The organism is Methylobacterium adhaesivum (assembly GCF_022179065.1).
GTDB classification, from domain to species: domain Bacteria; phylum Pseudomonadota; class Alphaproteobacteria; order Rhizobiales; family Beijerinckiaceae; genus Methylobacterium; species Methylobacterium adhaesivum.
Map to the genome: position 1 here is coordinate 38,427 of NZ_BPQD01000038.1, position 19,408 is coordinate 57,834.

At 67.8% G+C, this 19,408-nt stretch carries 19 protein-coding genes; 10 read left to right on the forward strand and 9 right to left on the reverse strand.

Annotated elements, in window-relative coordinates:
• The first annotated feature begins 283 nt into the window (after positions 1-283).
• The 8 genes from MFF01_RS19355 to MFF01_RS19390 all read left to right on the forward strand — a co-directional run bounded on the left by MFF01_RS19355 (position 284) and on the right by MFF01_RS19390 (position 9,668).
• Positions 284-1,030, forward strand: a complete 747-nt coding sequence (locus tag MFF01_RS19355; protein WP_238227838.1) for a MauE/DoxX family redox-associated membrane protein — start codon at positions 284-286, stop codon at positions 1,028-1,030.
• Positions 1,031-1,172: 142 nt separating this feature from the next.
• Entirely contained in the window at positions 1,173-3,077 is a 1,905-nt protein-coding gene (locus tag MFF01_RS19360; protein WP_238227839.1) for a potassium transporter Kup, read from the forward strand.
• A gap of 555 nt (positions 3,078-3,632) precedes the next feature.
• On the forward strand, positions 3,633-4,271 hold the full coding sequence (locus MFF01_RS19365; protein ID WP_238227842.1) for a 2,3-bisphosphoglycerate-dependent phosphoglycerate mutase: 639 nt from the start codon (positions 3,633-3,635) through the stop codon (positions 4,269-4,271).
• Positions 4,272-4,454: 183 nt separating this feature from the next.
• Positions 4,455-5,516, forward strand: coding sequence for a YeiH family protein (locus tag MFF01_RS19370; RefSeq protein ID WP_238227844.1), 1,062 nt, complete (start codon positions 4,455-4,457; stop codon positions 5,514-5,516).
• Positions 5,517-5,760: 244 nt separating this feature from the next.
• Positions 5,761-6,984 (forward strand): molybdopterin-dependent oxidoreductase, encoded by a 1,224-nt coding sequence (locus MFF01_RS19375; protein ID WP_238227845.1) that lies wholly within the window; start codon positions 5,761-5,763, stop codon positions 6,982-6,984.
• A gap of 11 nt (positions 6,985-6,995) precedes the next feature.
• Positions 6,996-7,334: a c-type cytochrome gene (locus tag MFF01_RS19380; protein ID WP_238227846.1), complete on the forward strand. Its 339-nt coding sequence runs from the start codon at positions 6,996-6,998 to the stop codon at positions 7,332-7,334.
• A gap of 80 nt (positions 7,335-7,414) precedes the next feature.
• Positions 7,415-8,503: a beta-propeller fold lactonase family protein gene (locus MFF01_RS19385; RefSeq protein ID WP_238227847.1), complete on the forward strand. Its 1,089-nt coding sequence runs from the start codon at positions 7,415-7,417 to the stop codon at positions 8,501-8,503.
• 79 nt (positions 8,504-8,582) lie between these two features.
• Complete coding sequence (locus tag MFF01_RS19390; RefSeq protein WP_238227848.1) at positions 8,583-9,668, forward strand: molybdopterin-dependent oxidoreductase; 1,086 nt, start codon at positions 8,583-8,585, stop codon at positions 9,666-9,668.
• A 3-nt stretch (positions 9,669-9,671) separates the two neighbouring features.
• Here MFF01_RS19390 and MFF01_RS19395 read toward each other — a convergent pair whose 3' ends face one another.
• From MFF01_RS19395 to MFF01_RS19415, 5 genes are read right to left on the reverse strand one after another with little or no spacing between them, the layout of a single operon-like run.
• Positions 9,672-10,043 (reverse strand): YidH family protein, encoded by a 372-nt coding sequence (locus MFF01_RS19395; protein WP_238227849.1) that lies wholly within the window; start codon positions 10,041-10,043, stop codon positions 9,672-9,674.
• The gene (locus tag MFF01_RS19400; protein WP_238227850.1) at positions 10,040-10,930 is read right to left on the reverse strand and encodes a LysR family transcriptional regulator; all 891 of its coding nucleotides are present in this window, start codon (positions 10,928-10,930) and stop codon (positions 10,040-10,042) included. Before MFF01_RS19400 ends, MFF01_RS19395 begins: the two co-directional genes overlap by 4 nt.
• Positions 10,927-11,736 (reverse strand): anti-sigma factor family protein, encoded by an 810-nt coding sequence (locus MFF01_RS19405; RefSeq protein ID WP_238227851.1) that lies wholly within the window; start codon positions 11,734-11,736, stop codon positions 10,927-10,929. The genes MFF01_RS19400 and MFF01_RS19405 overlap by 4 nt, the downstream gene beginning before the upstream one ends.
• Complete coding sequence (locus tag MFF01_RS19410) at positions 11,733-12,242, reverse strand: RNA polymerase sigma factor (protein WP_238227852.1); 510 nt, start codon at positions 12,240-12,242, stop codon at positions 11,733-11,735. Before MFF01_RS19410 ends, MFF01_RS19405 begins: the two co-directional genes overlap by 4 nt.
• 13 nt (positions 12,243-12,255) lie before the next feature.
• Entirely contained in the window at positions 12,256-12,639 is a 384-nt protein-coding gene (locus MFF01_RS19415) for a COG4315 family predicted lipoprotein (RefSeq protein ID WP_238227853.1), read from the reverse strand.
• A 181-nt stretch (positions 12,640-12,820) separates the two neighbouring features.
• On the opposite strand from MFF01_RS19415, the gene copM reads away from it, so the two are divergent.
• Together copM and MFF01_RS19425 are read left to right on the forward strand one after the other, a co-directional pair.
• A complete protein-coding gene (gene copM / locus MFF01_RS19420; RefSeq protein ID WP_238227856.1) occupies positions 12,821-13,276 on the forward strand; it encodes a CopM family metallochaperone in 456 nt (151 codons plus the stop codon).
• Positions 13,273-14,709 carry a YncE family protein gene (locus MFF01_RS19425; RefSeq protein WP_238227858.1) on the forward strand — a complete coding sequence of 479 codons (1,437 nt, stop codon included), beginning with the start codon at positions 13,273-13,275 and terminating at the stop codon, positions 14,707-14,709. Before copM ends, MFF01_RS19425 begins: the two co-directional genes overlap by 4 nt.
• Positions 14,710-15,098: 389 nt before the next feature.
• On the opposite strand, the gene MFF01_RS19430 is transcribed toward MFF01_RS19425, so the two are convergent.
• From MFF01_RS19430 to MFF01_RS19445, 4 genes are all read right to left on the reverse strand, one after another.
• A complete protein-coding gene (locus MFF01_RS19430) occupies positions 15,099-16,652 on the reverse strand; it encodes an FAD-dependent oxidoreductase (protein WP_238227860.1) in 1,554 nt (517 codons plus the stop codon).
• Positions 16,653-17,086: 434 nt separating this feature from the next.
• Positions 17,087-17,971 carry an FAD:protein FMN transferase gene (locus MFF01_RS19435; protein WP_238227862.1) on the reverse strand — a complete coding sequence of 295 codons (885 nt, stop codon included), beginning with the start codon at positions 17,969-17,971 and terminating at the stop codon, positions 17,087-17,089.
• A 101-nt stretch (positions 17,972-18,072) separates the two neighbouring features.
• Entirely contained in the window at positions 18,073-18,873 is an 801-nt protein-coding gene (locus tag MFF01_RS19440; protein WP_238227864.1) for a DUF4198 domain-containing protein, read from the reverse strand.
• Positions 18,874-18,884: 11 nt separating this feature from the next.
• On the reverse strand, positions 18,885-19,400 hold the full coding sequence (locus MFF01_RS19445; protein ID WP_238227866.1) for a DUF2271 domain-containing protein: 516 nt from the start codon (positions 19,398-19,400) through the stop codon (positions 18,885-18,887).
• Positions 19,401-19,408 lie beyond the last annotated feature (8 nt).

Consider the following 19,408-nt stretch of genomic DNA (forward strand, 5'->3'; position numbering starts at 1 on the left):
GGGCGGTTGGACCGGCGGAGGATAAGGGACCGATGCCCGCAGCGTTAGAGTTCGGAAACACCTGCCCGCACCGGACGTTCCGGGCATCCGGACGCGGGGTGGCTTCGCAGGCGTCGATGACGGCGTCAGGACCTCGATGCGGTCCTTGACCTTGCCACGATGGGAAACCCCACTTTGGATCATCGATGGTCGTCGCGACGCATGCCGGGAAGCCGACCGCCCCCTCTCGCGTTACCAGGGCTAGGGCTCCCCGAACCCCGACGCATTCCGAAAGGATTCCGTGATGCTAGACAGTACCCGCAGGGCCACCATCCATCGCATGGTGATGGAGAAGCACGTCTGTCCCTATGGCCTGAAGGCCAAGGACCTGCTGGAACGCGAGGGCTTCCAGGTCGACGACCACTGGCTGACGACCCGTGAGGAGACCGACCGCTTCAAGGCGGAGCAGGGGGTCAAGACGACGCCGCAGACCTTCATCGGAGGTGAGCGCATCGGCGGCTACGACGACCTGCGCCGTCACCTCGGCAAGTCGGTCGCCGATCCGAAGGCGACCAGCTACACGCCCGTGGTCGCCGTCTTCGCGATGACCGCATTGATGGCGCTGGCGGCGAGCTACGCGGCCTTCGGTACGCCGCTGACGCTGCGGGCCGGCGAGTGGTTCATCGCCTTCAGCATGTGCGTCCTGGCCATCCTCAAGCTGCAGGATGTCGAGAGCTTCTCGTCGATGTTCCTGGGCTACGACCTGCTCGCCCGGCGCTGGGTCCGCTATGCCTACGCCTATCCTTTCTGCGAGGCTCTTGCCGGCATCCTGATGGTCGCGGGCGCCCTGAAGTGGCTGTCGATCCCGGTCGCCCTGTTCATCGGCACGGTCGGCGCGGTCTCGGTGTTCAAGGCGGTCTACGTCGAGAAGCGCGAGATCAAGTGCGCCTGCGTCGGTGGATCGGCCAATGTACCCCTCGGCTTCATCTCGCTGACCGAAAACCTAATGATGGTCGGCATGGCCGTATGGATGCTGGGCGCCGGGCACTGAGCGGAGCGTCTGAAATCCTTATAGTTGCAGATTGCCGTTCCGTCGCCGGTGACACGCCTTGGCGGTCGCGAACGTTCCCGCCTTCTCGACCGTTGAGCCCTGCCTTGCGAGCTTTCCACGTTCGCGAACGGAGGGCTTGTATATGCCTGTGATCGCGGGGACCGAGTTCACACCACCACCGACGGTCGATGCCGGGCATGCCCCCAGGACGGGGTTCTTGGCACTGACCGTCGGCTCGGTGGGCGTGGTCTACGGGGACATCGGCACCAGCCCGCTCTACGCGCTCAAGGAGTCCCTGCACGCAGCGGCGGGCGGTGGGCACGCGCCCACCCGCGAGATGGTCTTCGGCGTCGTCTCCCTGATTCTTTGGGCGCTCATCCTCATCGTCACGCTGAAGTACGTGCTCCTGGTCATGCGGGCCGACAACGACGGCGAAGGCGGCACCCCCTCCCTCGTGGCGCTGGCCCAGCGCGCGCTCGGCCATTCCGGCGGGTTCGTCATCGTGCTGGGCATGATCGGCGTTTCGCTGTTCTTCGGCGACGCCATCATCACGCCGGCCATGTCGGTACTCTCAGCCGTCGAAGGACTGAAGCTCGTGACGCCGGCCACGGACCCGTACGTCCTGCCCATCAGCCTCGCCATCCTGATCGGGCTGTTCACCCTGCAAAGCCACGGAACGGCACGAGTGGCCACCTTCTTCGGCCCCCTGACGGCGTTCTGGTTCGTCGTCATGGCCCTCGGGGGATTGAGCCACCTCGTCGACGATCCGAGCATCCTAGGCGCGTTCAACCCCGCCCACGGCGTCTCGTTCATCCTGAGCCACGGCACGGCCGGCCTGCTGGCGCTCGGCGCCGTATTCCTCGCCGTGACCGGGGCGGAGGCGCTCTACGCCGACATGGGCCATTTCGGGCGGTCGCCGATCCGGACGGCCTGGTTCGGCCTGGTGCTGCCGGCCCTCGCCCTGAACTATCTCGGCCAGGGTGCCATGCTGCTCGCCCACCCGGAGCGGATCGAGAACCCGTTCTTTTTGCTCTACCCGGCCTGGGCCCTGCTGCCGATGGTGCTGCTCGCGACCGTGGCGACCGTCATCGCCAGCCAAGCGGTGATCACCGGCACCTTCTCGATCACCCAGCAGGCCATGCAACTCGGCCTGCTGCCGCGCATGCGGGTCCTGCGCACCTCAGAGACCGAGAAGGGGCAGATCTACATCCCGCGGGTGAACTGGTGGCTGCTCGTCGCGGTCGTGTTCGTGGTCGTGCTGTTCAAGTCGTCGAGTGGCCTGGCCGCGGCCTACGGCATCGCGGTCACCGGCGACATGGTCATCACCGCCTGCCTGCTGTTCGTCGTCGCCTGGAAGGTCTGGCGCTGGTCGCCCGCGGTCGCGGCCGCGGTCATCGCGCCGTTCCTGCTCATCGAGTTGGTGTTCCTCTCGGCAAATGCTCTCAAGGTCCTGCACGGGGGCTGGGTGCCTTTGACCATCGGCGCCGCCCTCGTCACGGCGATGTGGACCTGGCGGCGGGGATCGGCCCTGATCGTCGCGGAGATCCACCGCCAGCGCGTGCCGCTATCCGAGTTCACGCGCATGGCCGAGGCCGGCTCGATCCAGCGGGTGCCCGGGACGGCCGTGTTTCTGACGGGCACGCCCGACGACACGCCCGGGGCCCTGATGCACAACGTCAAGCACAACCGCGTGCTGCACGCTGGCAACGTCGTCCTGCACGTGGTCACGGAAGACCTGCCGCGGGTGTCCCATGCGGACCGCGTCACCGTCCGTCAGCTCTCCGACGCCTTCTCGTGCGTGACGGTGCGCTTCGGTTTCACCGAGCTGCCCGACCTTCCGCGGGCGTTGGCAACCGCAGGTCTGGACAAGGGCGACCTGTCCTACTTTCTGACGCGAAGGGTGCTGGTGGCCTCGCCTGAGACCGGCATGCCCGTGTGGCAGGATCGGCTTTACATCTCCATGGCCCGCGCGGCCACGGACGCGTCCCGCTACTTCCGCATCCCGGCGGACAGAGCCGTCGAGATCGGCGCTCGGATCGATATCTGATCCCGGGGAGACAAGGCGTGGTCGAGGACGCTTCCGGTTCCCTGTGAGCGGAGGCGTGCTCGCGACGCGTCAGATTAGGCAATTTTCTTCGCCCACGCATCTCACGGCTATCCTGGATGACCGTGAGACTTCGGCTCGTAGCCCGTTCGCGCAGACGCACCGCGGTGCTTCTGCGGTCGGCAGGGCCACCTATGTCTGCTTTAGCAAAACACGCCACCGAAAGCGGCCAGACTGCTCTGGGTGGATCTCAGCTGGTCCGCTTTGGGGCACCGATGTGACGAAGCGGACATCGTCGCCGAGCCCGCTTCCGACCCTTTGGCGACCCTCGGAAGGTCCGCTTCGAGGTAGCTCGATGGGGATGATATACGACTGGATTGGGTGGCAAGCAGCATGGCTGCTTTCAGTCGCAAGACGTTCTAAAGCGGACCAAGGATGAATCACCGTCTCCGGATGGTCGGCCCAACTCATCTCAGGGTCGAATTTCGTTGAAGCCGGATGCCGACTTCATCAGAGGCGATGCCACCAGCGCGAAAGTGCTCTGCCTCGGGAGACAGCGTGTTTCACGATTGCAAAGCCCCGGTCACGCGACGTCTCGTGCTGGTCCGGCATGGCCAGAGCGTAGCCAACCGATCCGGCCTGTTCACGGGATTGCTGGACTCGCCCTTGACCGAGCAGGGCCGGATGGAAGCCGAGGCAGCCGGCCGGCGTTTGGCCGAGCGCCGCTGGCGCTTTTCTGTTGCCTTCACCTCGACGCTGACGCGGGCCGTCGTGAGCGGCCGGCTTATCCTCGATGCGCTCGGGCAACCCGGATTAATCCCCCAACGCTTCGCCGCGCTCGACGAGCGAGACTACGGCGACCTCAGCGGGCTCGACAAGACCACCGCCGATGCGCGCTGGGGGGCGGTGCGGATTGAGACCTGGCGCCGCTCCTACGCCGAGGCGCCCCCGAACGGCGAGAACCTGCGCGATACCGTCGCCCGCATCGTGCCCTGCTACCTCCGATCCATCCTACCGGCGGTCATGAGCGGGGACGTGCTGGTTGTCGCCCACGGTAATTGCCTGCGGGCCCTTGTGATGGCGCTCGAAGACCTCAGCCCGGCGGAGGTCGAGGACCTCGAACTCGCAACGGGCTCCGTCCGGATCTATGAGTTTGCCGCGGACACGACGATTAAGGCCCGCTGGATCGACGCGTGAATCCACCTGTCGACCTCGCAGCATGGGGCTCTGCAAGCTGCGAAGGGGCCATCTTTTCATCTATTTCGTTGATGGAAAACATCTGATCATTCCGTTGGAGTGAATGAAAGGGACATGGGATTCTCTGGCATCACATCGGAGCCATCCATGTCCGTGCCCAGACTTTTCTCTCACCCTCGATCGATGGGCGCCTTGGCCGGCACGAGAGCCATCCTTCCGGGACTGGGCCTCTGCGTGGCGGTCACCGCCGCAGCGGTCGGCTTCGAGGCCGTCGAGGCGCATCTGTTGGGTCGCGCCTGGCTCGAAGCCCTGGTGCTGGCGATCCTGCTCGGGAGCGCGATCCGCACCGCCTGGACCCCGTCGCAGCAGTTCTTTCCGGGTATCGCCTTCGGGGCCAAGACCGTACTGGAGATCGCAGTCGTTCTGCTCGGGGCCTCGCTCAGCCTCGCGACGATCCTGGCGGCCGGTCCGGGTCTGCTCTTCGGCATCGCGGGCGTCGTCGTGGTGGCGATCCTGTCGAGTTACGGCATCGGCCGGGCGCTCGGGCTGCACCCGCGCATGGCGATCCTCGTCGCCTGCGGTAACTCGATCTGCGGCAACTCGGCCATCGCCGCCACGGCGCCGGTGATTGGTGCCGACGGCGAGGACGTCGCCGCCTCCATCGCCTTCACCGCGGTTCTAGGCGTGCTGGTGGTACTCGGGCTGCCGCTGCTGGTGCCGCTGCTCGGTCTCTCGCCGATGCAGTACGGGGTGCTCGCCGGCCTCACCGTCTACGCTGTTCCGCAGGTTCTCGCCGCCACCGCGCCGGTCGCGGCACTCAGCGTCCAGGTCGGAACCCTGGTGAAGCTCGTCCGGGTGCTGATGCTCGGCCCGGTCGTCCTGGTACTCTCGCTCGGCGCGAGCCGGCTGGGCGAGGAGACCGACGAGGCCGCCCCCGGCGTCACCGCTGGCGACCGCCCGGCCCGCGGCGGCCTCGCGATCCACCGCCTTGTGCCGTGGTTCATCCTCGCCTTCCTGGCAGTCGCGGGGCTTCGCTCGGCCGGACTGATCCCGCAGGTCGCCCTCGCGCCGATGTCGGAGACCGCCAACGTGCTGACGGTGGTCTCGATGGCGGCGCTCGGCCTCGGGGTCGACGTGCGCAGCGTCGCCAAGGCCAGCATGCGGGTGACGCTGGCGGTGGTCGCCTCGCTCCTCGCGCTCGGCGCCGTCAGCCTCGGCCTGATCCAGGTGTTGGGTCTTGTCTGATCCGCGTGAGGATCCGGCTCCACCACCGTTCCAGGTTTTCATCCGGCGCGATGCCCCGAAGAATTCCGGACCAGGCGAGAGATTGAAAATTCTCGAACCATCGCACCGGGAGATCGTTCGCATCGCGAAAGACCGTTGGAGGGAATAAATCGCTTTCCGTAGCATCTCCCTTGTCGCGAGGAATCGCCACGAGGCCCGATGCCCTCGAACGCATCGACGCCGACATTCTTCAAGGGGAGAGACCATGCACGGACTGGACAGACCGATGAACCGCCGCCTCGCTTTGGGCGGACTCGGGCTCGGAAGCCTCGCCGCCGCGCTGCCGGCCTGGGCCGCGGGCTCGGTGAAGCTTCCCCTGTCGGGCGGCCCGGACGAGCGGGCGCTGACCACCGCCTTTCCGGGCAAGGGCGAGATGATCCTACAGCGTACTCATCCTCCACTGCTGGAGACGCCGTTTTCGGTGTTCGACGAGGGCGTGTTCACCCCCAACGACCGCTTCTACGTGCGCTGGCACTGGGCCTCGATCCCGACCGAGGTCGATGCCGGCGCCTTCCGGCTCAAGGTCCACGGCCATGTGGAGAAGGAACTCTCGCTCTCCCTCGACGCCATCGCCGGCCTGCCGCGTTTCGAGATCGCCGCGGTCAACCAGTGCTCGGGCAATTCGCGCGGGCTGTTCGAGCCGCGAGTGCCCGGCGCGCAATGGGCTAACGGCTCGATGGGCAACGCCAAATGGACCGGCGTACGCCTCAAGGATGTGCTCGAACAGGCCGGGGTGAAGGCCGGTGCCGTGCAGGTGCGCTTCGACGGCCTCGACGCGCCGGTGGTCGACGACGCGCCCGACTTCAAGAAATCGCTCGATCTCGATCACGCCAACAATGGTGAGGTGATGATCGCCTATGCGATGAATGGCGAGCAATTGCCGCTGCTCAACGGCTTCCCGCTCCGGCTCGTGGTGCCGGGCTGGTACTCAACCTACTGGGTCAAGATGCTGTCCGACATCGAGGTGCTGGATAAGCCCGACGAACAATATTGGATGAAGACCGCCTACCGTATTCCCGACGTGCCGGGTGCTAACATCATGCCCGGCCAGACCGGCTTCAAGACAGTGCCGATTAACAGGATGGTGCCGCGCTCGTTCGTCACCAACCTGACCGACGGCGCCAAGGTGGCGGCTGGAACGCCGGTGGCCATCCGCGGCATCGCGTTCGGCGGCGATTGCGGGGTGAAGGCGGTCGAGTTCTCCGGCGACGGCGGGGTGACGTGGTTCCCGGCGCAACTCGGTGCCGACGAGGGCCCCTACAGCTTCCGCCGCTTCGACGGCAGCCTGCCGGCGCTGGCCGCCGGGACCCATACGGTCAGGGTCCGCTGCACAAACACCAAGGGCGTCGCGCAAGGCATGGACCGGATCTGGAACGCCAACGGCTTCATGCAGAACGGCATCGAGACCGTGTCCTTCCAGGCCGCTTGAGGAGAACAGCCATGAACACGATCCGCCCTGCGGCCCTCATCACCGCGCTCATCCTGTCTCCCCTGGTGGCGCTCGCGGCGCCTGCTCCCGAGCCGATGCGCTTCAGCTCGCAATCGATCGAATTTCCGACGTCCGACCGGATCTTTACGGACGGGCCGGGAGCCGAGGCGGTCAATAACAATTGCCTCGCCTGCCACTCGGCCGGGATGGTGCTGACCCAGCCCAAGCTCACGAAGGCGCAGTGGACCGAGACCGTGAACAAGATGGTCCACGTCTACAAAGCGCCGGTCGATCAGGCCGATGTGCAGACCATCGTCGACTACCTCACGGCGTTGAAGCCCACGCCCTGAACCCTCGAATCCCGAGGCCGCCGTGCTTTTTTCACCGGCCTCGGGGAATAGACCGCCCTCGCTGGCATCTCCCTAAGGCGATGCACGGCCTGACCGGTCCCGCACGACGCAATCCGATTTCGAACTCGCCCGCACGGCCGGCCCCAGGCCGCCGAACGAGGGCGCATGCCCGAGAGACACGCTTCATGACTGACATCCGCACCAGCCTCCGCGCCCTCCTCGCCGGAGCTGCCTTGCTTCTCACCCAGAACCAACCTGGATTCGCCGCCGGCTTCGACGGCGCAATCAAGAACAACGCGCTCGCCTTGAACGCCGCCGGCACGGTCGCCGCGGTGTCGAACAGCGAGGAGAGCGCCGTCATCGTCTACGACGTCGCGAAGGGCACGGTGCTGCGCCGCCTCGACGGCTTCGTCACGCCGCGCAACATCGTGTTCGCGCCGGACGGCGCCCGCTTCTACGTCTCCGACAGCGGCACGGGCCGGATCACGGTCTACGAGACCGGCACCGGCAAAGAAGCCGGCGTTCTTGCCGCGGGCCCCGGTGCGTTCGGCACGGTGCTCTCGGCCGACGGGACAAAGCTCTACGTCAACAACGAGGCCGCGAGCACGCTGACCGTATTCGACACCAAGACCCTGCTGGCAGACGCCGTGATCCCCGGCTTCGCGCAGCCGCGCCAGGGCGTGAAGCTGTCGCCGGACGGCAAGACCGTGTTCGTGACGAACTTCCTCGGCGACAAGATCACGTTGGTCGACACCGCCACCAACAAGATCACCGGCGAGATCGTCGGGTTCGAAAAGCTGCGCGCCATCTCGATCACCAAAGACGGCAAGACGCTGTTTGCCGCCAACAGCGGCCGCAACACCATCGGCGTGGTCGATGTCGCCGCCCGCAAGGTCACCTCTGAAGTCGCGGTGGGCAAGGACCCCTATGGGGCCGCGCTGACCCCGGACGGGCGCTTCGTCTATTCGGGCAACCTCAAGGACAACTCCTTGTCGGTGATCGACACCGGCAGCCTCAAGGTCGTCGCCACGGTGACCGGGCTGAACGAACCGCGCCAGGCGATCGCATTCTCCAGTGACAACGCCCACGCGTACGTCCTCAACCGCGACCTCAGCGTGGCCGTGGTCGACCGCGCGAAGAACGTGGTAATTTCGACGATGAAGCCGTGAAGCGTCGCGCGTCGGGTGCCTTATCGGCGCCCGGCGCGTTCTCGATCTCGACACGTCGCGAACGCAGGACAAAGACCCCATGCTCGGCCTGTTCCAGCGCAAGGACCGCCTCATCGTCCACGGAAAAGCGCCCTACAACGCCGAGCCGCCGCTCGATCGCCTGCGGGCCGCCTTCCTGACTGATCAAGCCGACTTCTACGTCCGCAGCCACGGCGACATCCCGGACCTCGACGCCGACGGCTACCGCCTGACCGTCGACGGGATGGTCGCGACGCCCCTCGACCTCTCCCTCGCCGATCTCAAAGAACGCTTCGCGCCCGTCACCGTCACGGCGGTGATACAATGCGCCGGCAACCGCCGGGCCGACATGCTGGCCGTGGCGCCGGTCTCCGGCGACCCGTGGGCGCCCGGTGCCATCGGTAATGCGGAATGGACCGGCGTGCGGCTCGCCGACGTGCTGCGCGCGGCCGGCATCGATGCGGATGATGAGCGCCACGTCGCCTTCGAGAGCCACGACCGGATCGCGGACACGGACACGCGCTTCGGTGCCTCGATCCCGCTCGCCAAGGCGCTGGCCCCCGAGACGCTGCTCGCTTTCGCGATGAACGGCGAGCCTCTTGCCCCCGAGCACGGCCATCCGTTGCGCGTGGTCGTTCCGGGATTTGCCGGTATCCGCAGCCCGAAGTGGCTCGCCCGCATCTCGGTTCAGGACCGGCCTTCCGACAACCCGATGCAGGCCGACGACTACAAGCTGTTTCCGCCCGACGTGACGGCCGAGACCGCCGACCCGGCCCACGGCATCACCATCGAGGCGATGCCGTTGAACAGCGCGATCTGCGAGCCCGCCCGCGGCGCAGCGTTGAAGGCCGGCCGGCACGCGATCCGCGGCTACGCCATCGCCAGCGACCGCGCGGTCGCCCGCGTCGACGTTTCGACGGATGGCGGCCGCAGCTGGGCGCAGGCCCGGATCGAGCGCGATGCCGACGCGCCCCACGCCTGGACGTTCTGGGAGATCGAGCGCGAGCTGACCGCCGGCGAGCACGAGCTCGCGGTGCGGGCCTGGGATTCCGCCGGCCAGACCCAGCCGGCCGCCCCCGACGACACCTGGAACTACAAGGGCTACCTCAGCGCCGCCTGGCACCGGGTGCGAGTGACGGTGGCCTGACCCTCACGCCCAGAGCAGGGCGGTGGCCGCGAGGCCGGAGATCGCGATGAGCAGGGCCGCAATCCCGACGGTGAGGAGGCGCGGCATCATCGGGATCTCGGAATGGGCGAGCCGTGCCCGGATCGCTCTGTCACGCCACACGGCGCCGGCGAATGAGGCGAGTGCGCATGCGATCAGGGTCAGCGACAGCACCTTCAACGGCCAGACCGCCAGAACCTCCCGCAGGAAGCGCTGCGCGGCGAGGCCGACGCCGAGGAACGCGAGCCCGGTGCGAAGCCACGCCACGAAGGTGCGTTCGGCCGCCAGAACCGTCCGATCCTCGGCGAGCCTCACCCGGGGATCGTCGGGGGGCACGGGTTTCGCGGGCTCGCTCATCCGGCATTCGCTGCCGCGATCAGGTCGAGAAGCGCGTCGGCGGCCCGGCTGCGGTAGCGCTCCTTGTGGCGCAGCACCCGGAACGGCCGGCTCGGCAAGTCGAACGCCGCCCGCACCAGGGTCCCGGCCCGAAGTGCTGCGGCGACCACGGTCTCGGACAGTACGGCGGCCCCGCCCCCGGCCTCGACGGCAGCGCGGACCGCCTCGTTCGAGGGCAGTTCGAGCGTGACCCGAAGCTGAGCGGCTGCGAGGCCGGCCGCACCCAGGGCCGCCTCGAAGGCCGAGCGGGTTCCCGATCCAGCCTCGCGCAGCACCCAATCGACCCCGGCGAGGTTTTCGGGTTCGAGGTCGGTCGCCCCGGCGAAGGCATGGCCAGGGGCGACCACGAGGACCAGTTGGTCCTGCGCGATGGTCGTACTCGCGAGCGTCGGGTCGTCCAGCGCCCCCTCGACAAAGCCGAGTTCGGCCTGCCCCGCGCGCACCGCGTCGGCGGCGTCGGTGGTGTTGCCCACCGCCAACCGGATGGCGATCTCAGGGTAGGCCCGGCGGAAGGCGACGAGGTGGCGCGGCAGCCAGTCGCTGGCGATGGTCTGGCTGGCGTAGACGGCCAGCGTCCCGCGTCGCATGCCACTGAGGTCGGCGAGCACCAGTTCGGCGGCCTCGGCCCGGGCGAGCACGGCGCGGGCCTCGACGAGGAACACGCGTCCCGCCTCGGTCAACTCGATCCCGCGGCCGACCCGGTGGAACAGCTTCGTCGCGTGCCGTCCCTCAATATTGGCGATCGCCGTGCTGACCGCCGACTGGACGAGGTTGAGCGCCTCGGCGGCCCGCGTCACGTGCTGCCGCTCGGCCACCGCCACGAAGATGCGGAGTTGGTCGAGGGTCATGGTTGCCGCGGCGGAACCGGCAATCCACGGATCTGCGCATCAATCGCCTGCGCGACGGTCAACAGCCGCGCCTCGTCGGTGCGACCTGTGACGACGTAGGACATGCCGCCATCGACCCAGGAGAAGGCAGCAACATCGCCCTCGCGGGCGAAGCGGAACACCGTGCGGCCATCCGCATCGCCCACGCGGCTGTAGAGCGTCAGCCGGGTGCCGTGATCGTCATCGTACATCAGCATCGCGGCGGATTCGGAACCCGCCGGCAGCAGCCGGCCGCCCATCAGGCGGAAGCCGTAGGCCGTGAGGTCGGGGGTGGTCACCGCCCGGCCGAGGCGCTTCGAGAGCCACGTCACGAGGTGTGGCTTCTCGTCGGCGCGCACCTCCACCGGATGCACCGACTCAACCACGTAGGTGCGGAAGGCCGCCACCGCGTCGTCGGTCGCCGGCTCGGTTCGCGCGAGCGTGACCGTGGGTACCTGCCGCACGGCATGGCCGAACCAGCCGGCGGCACCGCCGACCGCGAGGCAGAGCACGGCAGCCGCCGCGACCGGAAGCCAGCGCCCGGTTATCGGGCGATGTCGCGAGCGGATATTGGCCACCCGGAGCCGCGCCGGGATCGCCTCCTCGGCGATCGGCGCGAGGCGGGCACGCAAGCGCTCACGCAAGGCGCGATCCGCCGAGACCTCGGCCGCCCGCGCGGGGTTTCCCCTGAGCCATGCCTCGACCAGCGCCTGCCGCTCCGGTTCGAGACGACCGTCGATCAGGCCGTGCAGGTCGTCCTCGCCGACCGGGCGCGGATCCCCGCTCATTTCACCCTCCTCAACAAGCCGGTTCGGCCCGTTTCCAGAAAACTTCGCATCCGCTCCCGGGCTCGGCTTAACCGCGACATCACCGTGCCGAGCGGTACTCCGAGCACCTGCGCCGCTTCGGCATAGGACAGATCCTCAACCGCGACGAGGAGCAGCACCGAGCGCTGCTCCTCGGGCAGCGCATCGAGCCCGGTGAGCACGTCGCGTGCCCCCATAGCAGTCTCGGGGTCGGCACCCGGATCAGGCACCTGCTCCAAAGCCTCAGCGCCGACATCGATGCCGCGCCGGCCCCGGCGTCGAATAGTGCCGAGGAACAGGTTGCGCTCGATCGTAAACAGCCAGGCTCGCAGGTCGCCGTCGCGGCGACGTCCGGACCAGCCGGACAACGCCCGCTCCAGGGTGTCCTGGACGAGGTCGTCCGCCGCTTCGCGGTCCCGCAACAGCGCGACGGCGTAGCGCCGCAACGCTGGGATCTGCGGTTCGATGAGGGCGGCGATCTCGTCCACGAGGCTTTACCGATCAGGGCTTGGCGATGTGCCATGCACCGTTAAGGAATCCGTCGCCGGTGATGTCGCCGGGCTTCGTATCCTTGGCGAAGGTGTAGAGCGGCTTGCCCTTATAGGCCCACTGCATCGTGCCGTCGTCCCGCGTCACCATCGTCCAGTCGCCACTAGCAGCCGAGCCGGAGGCGGCCATCAGTGCCGGCCAATTGGCGGCGCAGGGGCCGTTGCACATCGACTTGCCGCCCATGTCCTTGTCGAAGGTGTAGAGTGTCATCCTCTTGGAATCGACGAGCGCCGGCCCCTTGGCAGTCTCGGCCGTCATCGCAGGCGCAGCGGCCTGGGCGGCGACGGCGGAGAAGGCGAAGGCCGCAATGGCGGCGCGGATCAGCATGGTGCGCATGAGTGAAGTCTCCGGCGGTCGACCATGACCGCATTGGAGAGATGCCGAACGGGCGCGTCTATTCCACTGACATTTGGAAAAGATCGATCACATCGGCAGGGCCGCCAATTCGTCCCCGGCCAGGGAATAAAACCGTTTTCCCGGCATCTCTCCCCTCGACAACGAACAGGGAGGACGGCTCATGCGCGGAGCATTGGGATTTGCGCTCACGGCCGCCGTGATCGCCGGCGGCCTCGTCGGCGGCCGGATGATGATGCCCCCGACGCTGGCCGCTGCCGAGCCGCCGGCCGTCGTCTCCGCGTCCTTCGACGCGATGATGGCGCAGTCGATGACGCGGATGCATGCCGACATGATGGTCCCGCCCTCGGGCGATCCGGACCGCGACTTCGCCGCGATGATGATCCCGCACCACGAGGGCGCGATCGCGATGGCCCGGGCTGAGCTGCTCTACGGCAAGGATCCGGTCCTGCGCCGCCTCGCGCAGGGGATCATCGTCGAACAGGGCCAGGAGATCGCGGTGATGCGCCGGGCGCTCGCCGATCTCCCTCCAGCGCCGGATCCGTCTACCGCAGCCACCCACCTTCACCACCCTGGCACGGCCCCTGCCGCCGAGATGCCTTCGGAGAACCGCCGATGAAGACCGCCCTGACCGTCCTCGCCCTCGCGTTGCTCTCCGGCTCGGCTCTCGCCGGGCAGGTTCCGGGCGCAGCCTCCGCACCGGACGTGCCGGTCAGCGGCAGGGACCGGTTCTATACCTCGGACCAGTTCTCCAACACGGTCTCGGTGGTCGATCCCGCCGCCAACACCCTGCTCGGCGTGATCCGGCTCGGCGACCCGACGCCGATGAACCTGAGCCCGCTCTATCGCGGCCAGCTCCTCGTCCACGGCATGGGCTTCTCGCCCGACCACAGGACGCTGCTCGCGGTCTCGATCGGCTCGAACTCCGTGAGCTTCATCGACACGGCGACCAACACGGTCCGCCACACCGCCTATGTCGGCCGCGCGCCGCACGAGGCCTTCTTCACGCCGGACGGCCGGGAGGTCTGGGTGAGCGTGCGCGGCGAGGACTACATCGCCGTGCTCGATGCCGCGACCGTCAAGGAGACGCGCCGAATCACCGTGCCGAACGGGCCCGGCATGACGATCTTCTCGCCGGACGGCGCCTACGGCTATGTCTGCTCCAGCTTCAGCCCCGAGACGGTGGTGATCGACACGAAGACCCACACTATCGTCGGGCGCGTGAAGCAGGAGAGCCCGTTCTGTCCCGACATCGCCGCGACACCGGACGGCAAGCAGGTGTGGTTCACCCTCAAGGATGTCGGCCGGACCCAGGTGTTCTCTGCGACCCCGCCATTCGCGCCGCTGAGGACCATCGAAACCGGGCCGATCACCAACCACGTCAACATCGTCTCGACCAAGGCCGGCCAGTTCGCCTACGTGACGATCGGCGGCCTGAACCAGGTCAAGGTGTTCCGCACCGACGACTTCACCCAGGTCGCCACCATCCCGACCGGCGCCCTGCCGCACGGGCTCTGGCCCTCGGGCGACGGCAGCCGCGTCTATGTCGGCCTGGAGAACGCCGACAAGGCGGCGGTGATCGACACCGCATCGAACACGGTGATCGCCGAGGTTCCGATCGGCCAGGGGCCGCAGGGCGTGGCCTACGTCCCGAACGCCGTGCCGGAGGGGGACGGAAAGCAGAACCTCCAGCCGCTGGGCGCCGCCGGCAAGACCAGCGCGCTGACGCTCGCAGGCACCGATGGCAAGCCGGCAACGCAAGTGACCCTCTTCGACCAGGGCGTGTTGCAGACGCTGCAGGCCGCGGTCACGGGACTACCCGCGAAGATGCCGTTCGTGCTGGCGCTGGCCGCCGATCCGAAGGGGGCCGCCGGCCTGGAGCCGCTCGCCGCCTTCATGACCAACCCGGCCGGCGCGGCCATCGTCAACGCCATCGGCCCGATCCGCCAGATCACCCGCACGGATGCCGGCGCGAGCCGGCGCTACCTCGTGGTGGTCTCAGGCAAGCCCGGTGAACTCGGCGGCGTCGTCCAGATGCAGACTGTGGATTGAACGGGCGGCCTCACGAGCGCAGGAAGCAGGAATCCGAGAGCAGACATCGCAGCACGCGTCCGGCTGCGATGTCTGCTTTCGAGGCCGCCATTGGATTGCTTCTATGACCGAGTAGGGTCGGGACCCGTCCGGCCGTTCTACGACCGAGTCGGGTGGGTCTCTGCCGGTCTGCTTTTGAAAAGCAATCCTGAGAAACCGGACGTTTGTGCGGAATGCGGTGCATGTCGGCTTTTCGCCCATTCCGATCGGTCGAGAACGCCAGAGAGTATCCGACAGCCGATGCCTTAGGATCGTGGCGGTCTGGGCGGCTCGAAGGGCGGAGGGCCGGCACCGTGCCGACCCAGCAACTCGACCTTACCGCGGTTCTCGATGGGTTGCCGGACAGCCCCCTAGGCAGCCTCTCGCGCAAGGTTGGGCAGGTCCGCCCCGGCCTCGATCTCGGTCGCCGAGGGCAGACGCTCGAGGCTGAGGAGGTGCAGGAAGGCCGTGAAGGCACCGTTGCGACCGATGCTGCAGGCGGCGGTCACTCGGTCGCCCGTGACGTAATAGGCGATGAAGTCGAGGGTGTCGGGGTCCCCCTGCATGAGGATCCGGTCGAACTCTTTGGCGTATCCTCCGTAATCGAGGCGCTTGTCGCCCTGATTGCTCCAGAAAAACGGCGCCCCCGCGAACACGCCGCTCCGGCCGAGGATGGCATGGGCCACATGCGTGCCGTGCTGCTGCGCGAGACGCCAATGCTCGATCCGCGCTGTCTCGCCGCTCGCCTTCTCGGGGAAGGCGGCGATATCGCCTGCGATCCAGACGCCCTCCGCGAGCTTGAGGTCGCCGGCGACCGCGAGGCCGCCCGATTCATCGAGCTCGACGTCCGAGATCAGGCTGGTTTCTGGACGTGCGCCTGCGCCGACGAGAACGATGTCGGCCGGAAGGCGCCGTCCGTCCTCCGTCTCGACGGCTTCGACGCGGTCGGTGCCAGCGATCCTGGCGACGGAGCCGGTCTCGAAGGTGATGCCGTTGCCAGCGTGATACCGCTTCAGCGCCGCGCCCACCGCCTCACCGAAGCGCTTGGCGAAAGGCGTTTCCTCGCGCGCCAGCACGGTGACAGACAGCCCGCTCTTGGTAAGGAACGCAGCCGCCTCCATGCCGATGAAGCCAGCGCCCACCACGACGACAGACCTGCCCTCGCCCGCCGCCTCGCTCACCTGGAGCGCATCGTCGAGACTGCGCAGGGTGAAGACCCCGCCGAGGTCCTTGCCGGGGAAGTCGGGCACCACCGCCCGGCTTCCTGTGGCGACGAGGATCGCGTCCGCGCTTAAGGTCCGGCCGTCCTTCAGGGTGATGTCGCGTTGGGTGGGATCGACCCTGGCGACCTCCGCAGTGATGCGCTCGACCTTGTTGATCCGGTCGAAATCGGGCTCGATTAGCACCTTCTCCGGCGGGGTCGGCTTGGCTAGGAATTGCTTGGAGAGCTTGGTCCGGTCGTAGGGCGGGTGCGCTTCGCGACCGACCATGGTGATGCGACCGGCGTAGCCTTCGCGGCGCAGCGTCTTGACGCAGGCGACGGCTGCAGCACCCGAGCCGACGATGAGCACGCTCCCCACGGTCGCGCCCGCCGTCTTCGTCGGCGACGGCTCCGGCGTGAGAGTCGCGACGGCGTCGGTCCCCTCGATGCGGACCGGGTAGCGCGTCAGGGAGTCGAGGGCCGGCGGCTCCTCCAGGCTTCCGTCGGCCAGCGCAAAAGCGGCCTTGTGCCAGGGGCAATAGAGGCGTCCGCCGCAGATCTCGCCTTTGGCGAGCGGCGCCCCGAGATGCGGGCACTTTGCCTGAAACGCCCGCACGCCGGAGGCGTCGCGCACGAACAGCACTTTCTCGTCCCCGGCCGCCCCCTCCTTCATACCACCCAGCGGGATCGCGTCGAGGGCAAGGCGGATCTCGGTACCGGGCATGGCGGGCGTCCCTTCTGGCGAGCGCCATCGCGCCCGGCCTATCAAGTCTCCGAACACGTTCCGGTTGCCTCTTGCCTGGCCGGGAACACGGTGGAAGGTGGACCCGTGAGATCGTTTCGAGCATCGGCCGAAGTCGTCCGTTTGCGCGGCGACTGAACCGTTGTCGGGGCGCTTCGAGGGAGCACACAGCGACAGTGCATTCCTAGCAGAATGATACTCGCAGCGCAGGATCGAGAACCTGAGCTGATCGGACGTCCGCTTGTCGGACTGATAGAAATCCCCTGCGAGGGCGCAATTGGGTCGGTTGCGGGAGGACTGCTCAGGGTGGATCTTTGCCAGTCCGCTTCCGGGTGGCAAGATGGGTAAAGCAGCCGCGCGGTGAATAACAAAAATTGCGCCCCGGAAAGGACCAGAATGCTCTGATGCTAACTAACTTACGTCAACATGCGCCGTGCTGCCATGCTGAATTGCGTGCCGGAGTCAGACTGAATACAGCAAGCAACGGCCTGCAAGTCACAGAGGGCAAGGCCACGCTCCGGACCGAGGACGAGGATCGCCGTTGCGAGGGCATCGGCGATCATGCAGGAGGGGTGGAGGACGCTGACGCTCCGGGCGGCATGCGTCAGCGGGCATCCCGTGGCGGGGTCGAGGGTGTGGCCGAAGCGGCTGCCGGATAGACGCAAGGATCGGCGGGAATCGCCGGAGGTGGCCACAGCGAGATCGTTCAAAGCGACGACGATTCCGGTCTCGGAATCGTCGAGGCCGACCCACCACGGGCGGCGGTCGGGCTTCAAGCCGCGCCCGCGCAACTCGCCCCCGATCTCAACAAGGTGATGGTGGCAGCCCAACCCGGCGAGAAGATCCGAAATCCTATCGACCACATAGCCCTTGGCGATGGCCGAGAGGTCAAGGGCGAGGCCTCCGAACTGGAAAGCGCTGCGGTCAGACGGGTCGAGGGCGAGGCGGTGCCAGCCGGTATGCGACCGGGCGGCAGCGATGGCGCAGGCATCTGGAATGGTATCGATGGGCCCAGGTGGGCCGAAGCCCCAGAGATCCACGAGGGTTCCGAGGGTCGGATCGCAGGCGCCCGCGCCGGCCTCCGCGAGCGCGCAGGCCGCGGACAGCACGGTGAACAGGTCGTCGGGCAGAGCCTGCCGGGTCCCGGCCGGCGCCCGGTTGAACCGGCACAGGGCCGAGTCCGGTTCCCAATGGCTGAGCTGCGACAGGAGACGGGCGAATTCCACCTCGATCCGGTTACGGATCCCACCGAGGTCTCTCGCCTCCGGCGCGACAAGGCGCACGGACCAGGTTGTGCCCATGATCCGTCCGCCCAAGATCCTCACCGCACCGCCGGGACCCGAACCGGGTCCGATCGGCGCCAGAACGGGCGGGATCAAGAGATGGCGCATGGCGGGGCCGCTTATTGCGGCAGCACCTCGAAGGTGGCGTTGTAGACCGCGCGCCGCCGGGCCCCGGCGGTCCTGGCCTTGTCGTCCTGCGTCTCGGCGCCGAACCAGTACAGGCCGGCCTGGGCGAAGGGCACCGTGACGGTGCCGTCGGGGCCGCTCTTCAGCTTCACTTCCTCGGACTTGTCGCGATAGCGGCTGCCGCCGCGCACGACCTCCACGTCGATGCCGGGGGCGGGCGCACCGTCCAGCAGTAGGGTGAACCGGGCGGACTCACCCGCCGCGAGGTTGTTCGGATGGGTGTCGAACCGCAGTTCCAGCCCCTTTCCGCTCGGAGCGAAGGCGGCGGCGTTGGGCTTGCCCACGGTGACGAAGGTCTCCGTGCGCTGGATCGATTCCGTAAGTCTCACGTCCTGGGCGTCCGCCGGAATCTCGCGCGCCATGGAATCGGCCTTGCCGCGCCAGCGCTTCTGTTGGCCGCCGACCTTGTAGCTCGCGATCAGGCCCTCGTTCGTCACCGCCGCGCGGTAGCTCCCGGGCTTGATCAGGTGTAGGTCGAAGGTGCTGCGAAACTTTCCCGTGGCAGTGTTCTCCGGAGTGACGGCGGCTCCGTCCGGGCCCGTGACGTTGAGGCCGTCGAGGCGAAGCGGCACGTGCTCGAACACGAACAGGTCGTTCGACACCGCCGCGTCCAGGGTGACCCAGGCATCCGTGCCGGACAGGACCGTGGACGAGGGGAGCATCCAGACGCGGTGGGCGGCGGCGGGGCCGGCCAGGGCCAGGCTTGCGAGGACCGCGAGGGTGAGACGGCGCATGGGAAGAGTCCTTACGGCTTGAGGTCGAGGGCAACGGTGCCGAGTTCGTCCTTGCCCTGCTGGACGGCCTGGCTTGGGGCGGTCAGGGGCCAGGCGAGCGGCAGGCGCACGACCTCGCGGCCGCCCACTTCCCGGGCGGCCTCCACCACGACCTCGTAGGTGCCGGGCTTGAGGGCGGTGAGCGGGCCTGCGTCCGTGGCGAAGCGCAGGGCATGGGTGCCGACGGGGCGGGTGGCGCCGCTCACGCCGTCCAGCGGCATCTCGGTCTCGCGGCCGATGCGGCGCCACCATTGCCGCAGGTCCTTGAGCCACTTGGCGCCACCCTCGCCCTCGCGCTTGCGCAGGTCGTACCAGACGGCGAGGTTGGAGACCGCCGCCCCGTCCGCGCCCTCGATCCAGGCGGCGACGTAGGGGCGGTGGTACTCGGACACGTCGAGGCGCGGGATCTGGATGCTGAGGGTGACCTCGCCGGCCATAACCGGGGCGGCGATCAGGGTGGGGAACAACGCGGTGACGGCCTTGCGCATGGGAATCC